The following is a 7,932-nucleotide window of genomic DNA, read 5'->3' as shown; positions in this document are numbered from 1 at the left end:
GCGCTACCGTGACGAACGCGCCGCACGCTCCGGTAGCGCCGGCCGTTGGCCGGCCCAGGCGGTAGTGGGCACGTGACATATCACCGCAGGTGCACACACCGCGGAAGCAGCGGACAATAGGCGGGTATCCCGCCGAAACCGTTGCAAGGATTCCCCCATGGCTGTGCGCAAGACCAAATCTCCCGTCATTGAAGTCCAGGCCCGTCCCGGCCTGCCGCTGGGCATGCCCGCCGCCACCTTCCTGCGCGACTACTGGCAGAAGCGCCCGCTGCTGATCCGGCAGGCCTTCCCGGACTTCCAGACCCCGGTCCAGCCTGAAGACCTGGCCGGCCTGGCCTGCGAGGAGACCGCGCTTGCCCGGCTGATCAGCCACGACCGCGCCAATGACGGCTGGAGCGTGCGCACCGGCCCGTTCCAGGAAGAAGACTTCCCCGGCATGCCCGACCACGACTGGACCCTGCTGGTCCAGGACGTGGACAAGTGGGACCCGGACGTGCGCGCTCTCATCCAGCACTTCGACTTCCTGCCACGCTGGCGGATGGACGATGTGATGATCAGCTTCGCCGCCACCGGCGGCTCGGTCGGGGCCCATGTCGACCAGTACGACGTGTTCCTGCTGCAGGCCTACGGCCACCGCCGCTGGCAGATCGACGCCAGCGAATCGATCAACGGCAAGCGCCCGCCGCTGGACTTCCGCGACGACGTCGACATCAAGCTGCTGAAGCGCTTCAAGGTCACCCATGACTGGGTGCTGGCCCCGGGCGACATGCTCTACCTGCCGCCCAACGTGCCGCACAACGGCGTGGCCGAAGACCCCTGCCTGACCTTCTCGTTCGGCATGCGCGCCCCGGCCTCGGCCGAGCTGATCAGCGACTACCTGGACACCCTGATCATGGATGCCAGCGAGGACATCCGTTACCAGGACCCCGACCTGACCGTCCCGGCCGACCCCAACGAGATCGACACCGTCGCGATGAACCGCGTCGTGGCCGCCCTCAATGCCATCCGCATGAACGACCCGGACCGCCTCGGCGACTGGTTCGGCCGCTTCATCACTACTTACCGCGCCGCCGGCGAGGTCACCGCCCATGGCGAGCCCGTGTCGCCCGAAGAGATCGAGTCCGCCCTGGCCGGTGGCTTCGTGCTCGGCCGCCACCCCTGGGCCCGCCTGGCCTGGCGTCGCGCCAGCCGTGGCGCAAGCCTGTACTGCAGCGGGCTGGAGTTCGCCCTGTCGGTGAAGGACGCCCAGGCCCTGGCCGCGCTGGAACAACTGGATGCCGGCACCTACGGCAAGCTCTCCGCCAAGGGGCGCACGGCGGTGCAGGACCTGGTCGCCGGTGGCTACTACCAGCTGATCGATCCCAGCGCCTTCGACGAGGAGGACGAGATCGAGGAAGGCTACGAGATCGTCGACGCCGCCGACACCGTCGAGGTCCTGGAAGACGCCGACCTGGAGGCCGACGTCCATGAGGTCACCATCCATGAGGACGGGGTCGAGGTGATCGTCGATTTCGACGACAGCGACGATAGCAACGAGCCGCAGCGCTGACATGGACCCCACCGGCGACCCGCTGCAGCCGGACCTGGCCCGCCTCTTCGCCGGGGCGGGTGCCATCGACACGGCCGACCAGGCCGTGGCGATCACGACAGCGCTGGTGCAGCGGGCCCGCCGCCAGCTGTGGATCCACAGCCGCGTGCTCGACCCCGCTCTGCTGGATGCCCCGCCGGTGCTGGAGGCACTGCGCCGCTTTGCGACCGCCCGCCACGACAAGCAGGCCTGCATCATCGTGCACGATGCCAGCGCCATCGCCGCCGCCGGTTCGCCCCTGCTGGGCCTGATCCAGCGCCTGCCCACCGTGTTCCGGGTGCGCCAGGTCACCGATCCGATCGACCGGGCGGTGGCCTCGGCCTGTCTGCTCAACGATGTGGGCGACTACTACTTTCGTCTGAGCGGGCACCGCCTCGACGGCGAAGCGGGCCTCGCGCAACCGGCACGTTCGCGACCGTTGCAGGACGGTTTGCAGCGCGTATGGGAACGTTCGCGTGATTGCAGCGAGCTGCGCGCCCTCGGACTGTAGTCCCGAAGAACGGCTCGAACCTGTCTGGGAATGACACCGCAAGCCCCGGAAAGTCCCGTTTGCTGCCCCTTCGTGTCCTGATGGGGGTACAATTTGGTGGTTAGATACCGCCCGCGCAGGGCTATTCACATTTGTCCTGCCGGATCATCGAAGACTTACCCCCACAAGCGAATCCGACCCTCCATCGTGGACAATCTACTGAAGCAGTTTGCGCAGTCATCGCAGCTCGCCGGCGGCAACGCCTCCTATGTCGAGGATCTGTACGAGCAGTACCTCGTTTCTCCGGACAGTGTCGATCCCAAATGGAAGACCTACTTCGACGGCTTCAACGGCCGCGAAGCCGGTGACATTCCGCACTCGGCCGTCATCGCCCACATTGCCGACGCCGCCAAGGACGCCCTCAAGGGCGGTACCGGCGCTGGCGCAGGCGACGAACGCGAGCGCAATGTCGGTCGCCTGATCACGGCCTACCGTTCGCGCGGCCATCTGGACGCCAAGCTGGATCCCCTGGGTCTGGCCCAGGCAGTGAACTCGCCCGACCTGGGCCTGCCGTTCCACAGCCTGTCCGAAGGCGACCTCAACGCCGAATTCAGCACCGGCGGTGTCGGTGGCCAGCCGCGCATGAAGCTGCGCGACCTGCTGGCGCGCCTGAAGGCGACCTACACCGGCTCGATCGGTGCGGAGTTCATGCACATCTCCGAGGTCGAGCAGCGCCAGTGGATCTACCAGCGCCTCGAACTGGCCGGTGGCAACTACAACCTCGATGCGGACACCCAGCGCCGCACCCTGGAACGCCTGACCGCCGCCGAAGGCCTGGAACGCTACCTGCACACCAAGTACGTCGGCCAGAAGCGCTTCTCGCTGGAAGGCGGCGACGCGCTGATCCCGATGATGGACACCATCATCCGTGACGCCGGCAAGGATGGCGTCAAGGACGTGGTGATCGGCATGGCCCACCGCGGCCGTCTGAACGTGCTGGTCAACACCCTGGGCAAGAACCCGCGCAAGCTGTTCGACGAATTCGAAGGCAAGTTCGAGCACGACGAGCACGCGTCGGCCGGTGACGTGAAGTACCACATGGGCTTCTCGGCCGATGTCGCCACTGACGGCGGCCCGGTCCACCTGGCGCTGGCGTTCAACCCGTCGCACCTGGAAATCGCCGACCCGGTGGTGGCCGGTTCCGTGCGTTCGCGCCAGGAGCGCCGCAAGGACACCGCACGCAAGCAGGTCATGCCGATCCTCATCCACGGCGACGCGGCCTTCTCCGGCCAGGGCGTGGTCATGGAACTGTTCCAGATGTCGCAGGCCCGCGGCTTCGCCGTCGGCGGCACAGTGCACATCGTGGTCAACAACCAGGTCGGTTTCACCACCTCGAACCCGGAAGACACCCGTTCCACCCGTTACGCGACCGACGTGGCCAAGATGATTGCCGCGCCCGTGCTGCACGTGAATGGCGACGATCCGGAAGCGGTGGTGTTCGCGGCCAAGCTGGCGTTTGATTTCCGCCAGAAGTTCGCCAAGGACGTGGTCATCGACCTTATGTGCTACCGCCGTTGGGGCCACAACGAAGCCGACGAACCGGCGATCACCCAGCCGCTGATGTACCAGGTGATCCGCAAGCACCAGACCACCCGCGAGCTGTACGCCGCGCAGCTGGAACAGGCCGGCGTGATCGCCGCCGGGGCCGGCAAGGCCATGGTCGATGCCTACCGCGAGAAGCTGGACGCCGGTGAAGTGACCACCGAGCTGGCCAAGGTCGAAAAGACCCCGCCGACCAGCCCGCTGTTCGTGGATTGGCCGAAGCTGCTGGAAGGCAAGCTGTCCGACCCGGTCTCGACCAAGGTCGAGATGGGCAAGCTCAAGCAGCTGGCCGAAATGATCAACACCGTGCCGGCCGAAGTGGAACTGCACTCGCGCGTGGCCAAGGTGTACGACGACCGTCGCAAGATGGCCGCCGGCGACATCCCGGGCGACTGGGGCTTCGCGGAAAACCTCGCTTACGCCACCCTGCTGGACGAAGGCCACGCCATGCGTCTGGTCGGCCAGGACGTGGGCCGCGGCACCTTCACCCATCGCCACGCGATCCTGCACGACCAGAAGACCGACAACTACTACCTGCCGCTGCGGCAGCTGGTGGATTCGCCGGAGAAGGTCGCGGTGATCGACTCGCTGCTCAGCGAAGAAGCGGTGATGGCCTATGAGTACGGCTTCTCCACCACCGATCCCAACACTCTGTGCATCTGGGAAGGCCAGTTCGGCGACTTCGCCAACGGTGCCCAGGTGGTGATCGACCAGTTCATCGCCGCCGGCGAAGCCAAGTGGGGCCGCATCTCGGGCCTGACCCTGCTGCTGCCGCACGGCTATGAAGGCCAGGGTCCGGAACACAGCTCGGCGCGCCTGGAGCGCTTCCTGCAGCTGTGCGCACTGGAGAACATGCTGGTGGTGGTGCCCTCCACCCCGGCCCAGGCCTTCCACATGCTGCGTCGCCAGCTGTGCATGACCACCCGCAAGCCGCTGGTGGTGATGTCGCCGAAGTCGCTGCTGCGCCACAAGCTGGCCGTCTCGACCCTGGACGAACTGGCCAACGGCGAGTTCCAGCACCTGATCGGCGATGCCAATGCGGACGCCAAGAAGGTGAAGCGCGTGGTTCTGTGCTCGGGCAAGGTCTACTACGACCTGCTCGAAGACCAGACCAAGCGTGGCCAGGACGACGTCGCCATCATCCGTGTGGAACAGCTGTATCCGTTCCCGCGCGCGCTGCTGGCTGCCGAACTGAAGAAGTACGGCAAGGCCACCGACGTGGTGTGGACGCAGGAAGAACCGCAGAACCAGGGTGCGTGGTACCAGATCCGCCACCACCTGCAGTTCTGCCTGGCCGATGGCCAGAACCTGCACTACGCCGGTCGCGCACGTTCGGCTTCGCCGGCCGCCGGTCACATGGCTGACCACATCATCGAACAGCAGAAGCTGGTCGCCGATGCCCTGGTCAACCCGTTCAACGACGTTGTCGCTGAATAACCCCCACTCATTTCTAGAAAAGACAAATCAGGAAGCTCCCGCATGGCCACCGAAGTCAAAGCCCCGGTACTGCCCGAATCCGTCGCCGACGGCACCATCGCCACCTGGCACAAGAAAGTCGGCGATGCCGTCAAGCGCGATGAAAACCTGCTGGATCTGGAAACCGACAAGGTCGTTCTGGAAGTGCCGTCGCCGGTTGATGGCGTGCTGAAGGAAATCAAGTTCGACGTGGGTGCCACCGTGACCTCCAGCCAGGTCGTGGCGATCATCGAGGAAGGCGCGGTTGCTGCGGCTCCGGCTCCGGCCGCTGAAGCCCCGAAGGCCGAAGCCCCGAAGGCCGCTGCTCCGGCCGCCGCCGCCGCTCCGGCCCCGGCCGCCAAGTCGGCTGCCGATGCCCTGCCCCCGGGTGCCCGCTTCACCGCCATCACCGAAGGCGTGAACCCGGCCGATGTCGACGGCACCGGCCGTCGCGGCGCGGTCACCAAGGAAGACATCGTCAACTTCGCCCGTAACGGCGGTGCCGGCAAGGCCGGCGGCGCACGTCCGGAAGAACGCGTGCCGATGACCCGCATCCGCAAGCGCATTGCCGAGCGTCTGATGGAGTCCAAGAACTCCACCGCCATGCTGACCACCTTCAACGAAGTCGACCTGAGCAAGGTCTCGGCGGCGCGCAAGGAACTGCAGGACGAGTTCGTCAAGGCCCACGGCATCAAGCTCGGCTTCATGAGCTTCTTCGTCAAGGCAGCCGCCAACGCGCTGCAGCGCTTCCCGCTGGTCAATGCCTCGATCGATGGTGACGACATCATCTATCACGGCTACTCGGACATCTCGATCGCCGTGTCGACCGAGAAGGGTCTGGTGACCCCGGTCCTGCGCAACGTCGAGCGCATGTCGTTCGCCGACATCGAAAAGACCATTGCCGAGTACGCCAAGAAGGCGCGCGACGGCAAGCTGGGCCTGGACGAACTGCAGGGCGGCACCTTCACCGTGACCAACGGCGGCACCTTCGGTTCGCTGCTGTCCACCCCGATCATCAACCCGCCGCAGAGCGCCATCCTGGGCATGCACGCCATCAAGGAGCGTCCGATCGCCCAGAACGGCCAGGTCGTGATCGCGCCGATGATGTACCTCGCGCTGTCCTACGACCACCGCATCATCGACGGCAAGGACTCGGTGCAGTTCCTGGTGGACATCAAGAACCAGTTGGAAAACCCGGGCCGCATGCTGTTCGGCCTGTAAGACCTCCCGCCCCTTCCGCGCCTGCGCGGAGGGGGTTCTGGTAAAGCATCAAGGAACATATCAATGGCTGAACAATTCGACGTCGTCGTCATCGGTGCCGGTCCGGCCGGCTACCATGCCGCCATCCGCGCCGCCCAGCTGGGCCTGAAGACCGCCTGCATCGACGCCGCACTGGGCAAGGACGGCAAGCCGGCCCTGGGTGGCACCTGCCTGCGCGTGGGCTGCATTCCGTCCAAGGCGCTGCTGGACTCCTCGCGCCAATACTGGAACATGGGCCACATCTTTGGCGACCACGGCATCAGCTTCAAGGACGCCAAGATCGACGTCGAAGCGATGGTGGGCCGCAAGGACAAGATCGTTAAGCAGTTCACCGGCGGCATCGGCATGCTGTTCAAGGCCAACAAGGTGACCCCGTACTACGGTTTCGGTGAGCTGCAGCCGGGCAAGATCGTCAAGGTCACCCAGCACGACGGCACCGTCGTCGAACTGGCCGGCACCAACATCATCATCGCGGCCGGTTCGGACTCGATCGAACTGCCGTTCGCCAAGTTTGACGGCGAGACCATCGTCGACAACGTCGGCGGCCTGGACTTCACCGAAGTGCCGGCCCGTCTGGCCGTCATCGGTGCCGGCGTGATCGGTCTGGAACTGGGCAGCGTGTGGAAGCGCCTGGGTTCGGAAGTGACCATCCTGGAAGCGCTGCCGGACTTCCTGGCCGCGGCTGACGCCGAAGTGGCCAAGGTCGCCGCCAAGGAATTCAAGAAGCAGGGTCTGGACATTCGCCTGGGTGCCAAGGTCTCCAAGGCCGAAGTCACCGGCAAGGGCAAGAAGAAGGAAGTCGCCCTCACCTACGCGGACGCCGAAGGCGAGAAGAACCTCACCGTCGACAAGCTGCTGGTTGCCGTCGGCCGTCGCGCTGCCACCAAGGGCCTGCTGGCCGAAGGCACCGGCGTCAAGATCAACGAACGCGGCCAGATCGAAGTTGACGCCCACTGCCACACCGGCGTGGACGGCATCTGGGCGGTCGGCGACTGCGTGCGCGGCCCGATGCTGGCGCACAAGGGCTTCGAGGAAGGCATCGCCGTGGCTGAGCTGATCGCGGGCCTGCCGGGCCACGTCAACTTCGACACCATTCCGTGGGTGATCTACACCGAACCGGAACTGGCCTGGGTTGGCAAGACCGAGCAGCAGCTGAAGGACGAAGGCATTCCGTACAAGGCCGGCAGCTTCCCGTTCGCCGCCAACGGCCGTGCCGTCGCCATGATCGAGCCGGCTGGCTTCGTGAAGGTGCTGGCGCACGCTGAAACCGACCGCATCCTCGGCATGCACCTGGTCGGTGCCAACGTCTCCGAGCTGGTGCACGAAGGTGTGCTGACCATGGAGTTCAGCGGTTCGGCCGACGACCTGGCCCGCATCTGCCACGCGCACCCGTCGCTGTCGGAAGTGGTCCACGACGCCGCCATGGCCGTCAGCAAGCGCGCCATCCACAAGGCCAATTGATCGGCTCTTGTGTGAGGTAACGAAAAACCCCGCCTCGGCGGGGTTTTTTGTGGGTCATGCATTTGCGTGGGCCGGCCAACGGCCGGCGCAACCCTGG

5 protein-coding genes are annotated in these 7,932 nt (G+C 65.7%); all 5 read left to right on the top strand.

The genetic code is table 11. The annotated features are described in order from the left end of the window. The first annotated feature begins 157 nt into the window (after positions 1 to 157). On the top strand, positions 158 to 1,549 hold the full coding sequence (locus QMX83_RS18555) for a cupin domain-containing protein (protein ID WP_282298116.1): 1,392 nt from the start codon (positions 158 to 160) through the stop codon (positions 1,547 to 1,549). Between the two features lies 1 nt (position 1,550). Next, positions 1,551 to 2,078 (top strand): hypothetical protein, encoded by a 528-nt coding sequence (locus tag QMX83_RS18550; protein ID WP_282298115.1) that lies wholly within the window; start codon positions 1,551 to 1,553, stop codon positions 2,076 to 2,078. Between the two features lie 186 nt (positions 2,079 to 2,264). Continuing rightward, positions 2,265 to 5,096, top strand: a complete 2,832-nt coding sequence (locus tag QMX83_RS18545) for a 2-oxoglutarate dehydrogenase E1 component (RefSeq protein ID WP_282298114.1) — start codon at positions 2,265 to 2,267, stop codon at positions 5,094 to 5,096. Between the two features lie 42 nt (positions 5,097 to 5,138). After that, positions 5,139 to 6,335, top strand: coding sequence for a dihydrolipoyllysine-residue succinyltransferase (sucB, locus tag QMX83_RS18540; protein WP_282298112.1), 1,197 nt, complete (start codon positions 5,139 to 5,141; stop codon positions 6,333 to 6,335). A 63-nt stretch (positions 6,336 to 6,398) separates the two neighbouring features. Continuing rightward, entirely contained in the window at positions 6,399 to 7,835 is a 1,437-nt protein-coding gene (gene lpdA, locus QMX83_RS18535) for a dihydrolipoyl dehydrogenase (protein ID WP_125359276.1), read from the top strand. The last annotated feature ends 97 nt before the right edge of the window (positions 7,836 to 7,932 follow it).

This window comes from Stenotrophomonas sp. PS02289 (assembly GCF_029960115.1).
In the GTDB taxonomy this organism is placed as follows: Bacteria; Pseudomonadota; Gammaproteobacteria; order Xanthomonadales; family Xanthomonadaceae; genus Stenotrophomonas.
The sequence above is the reverse complement of the archived record's forward strand: the minus strand, read 5'-3'. Positions and strand labels throughout refer to the sequence as shown.

Excerpts from the sequence above, each read along its gene's own strand:
- QMX83_RS18550 (WP_282298115.1), top strand. The coding sequence starts at position 1,551 with ATGGACCCCACCGGCGACCCGCTGCAGCCGGACCTGGCCCGCCTCTTC.
- QMX83_RS18555 (WP_282298116.1), top strand. The coding sequence starts at position 158 with ATGGCTGTGCGCAAGACCAAATCTCCCGTCATTGAAGTCCAGGCCCGT.
- sucB (WP_282298112.1), top strand. The coding sequence starts at position 5,139 with ATGGCCACCGAAGTCAAAGCCCCGGTACTGCCCGAATCCGTCGCCGAC.
- lpdA (WP_125359276.1), top strand. The coding sequence starts at position 6,399 with ATGGCTGAACAATTCGACGTCGTCGTCATCGGTGCCGGTCCGGCCGGC.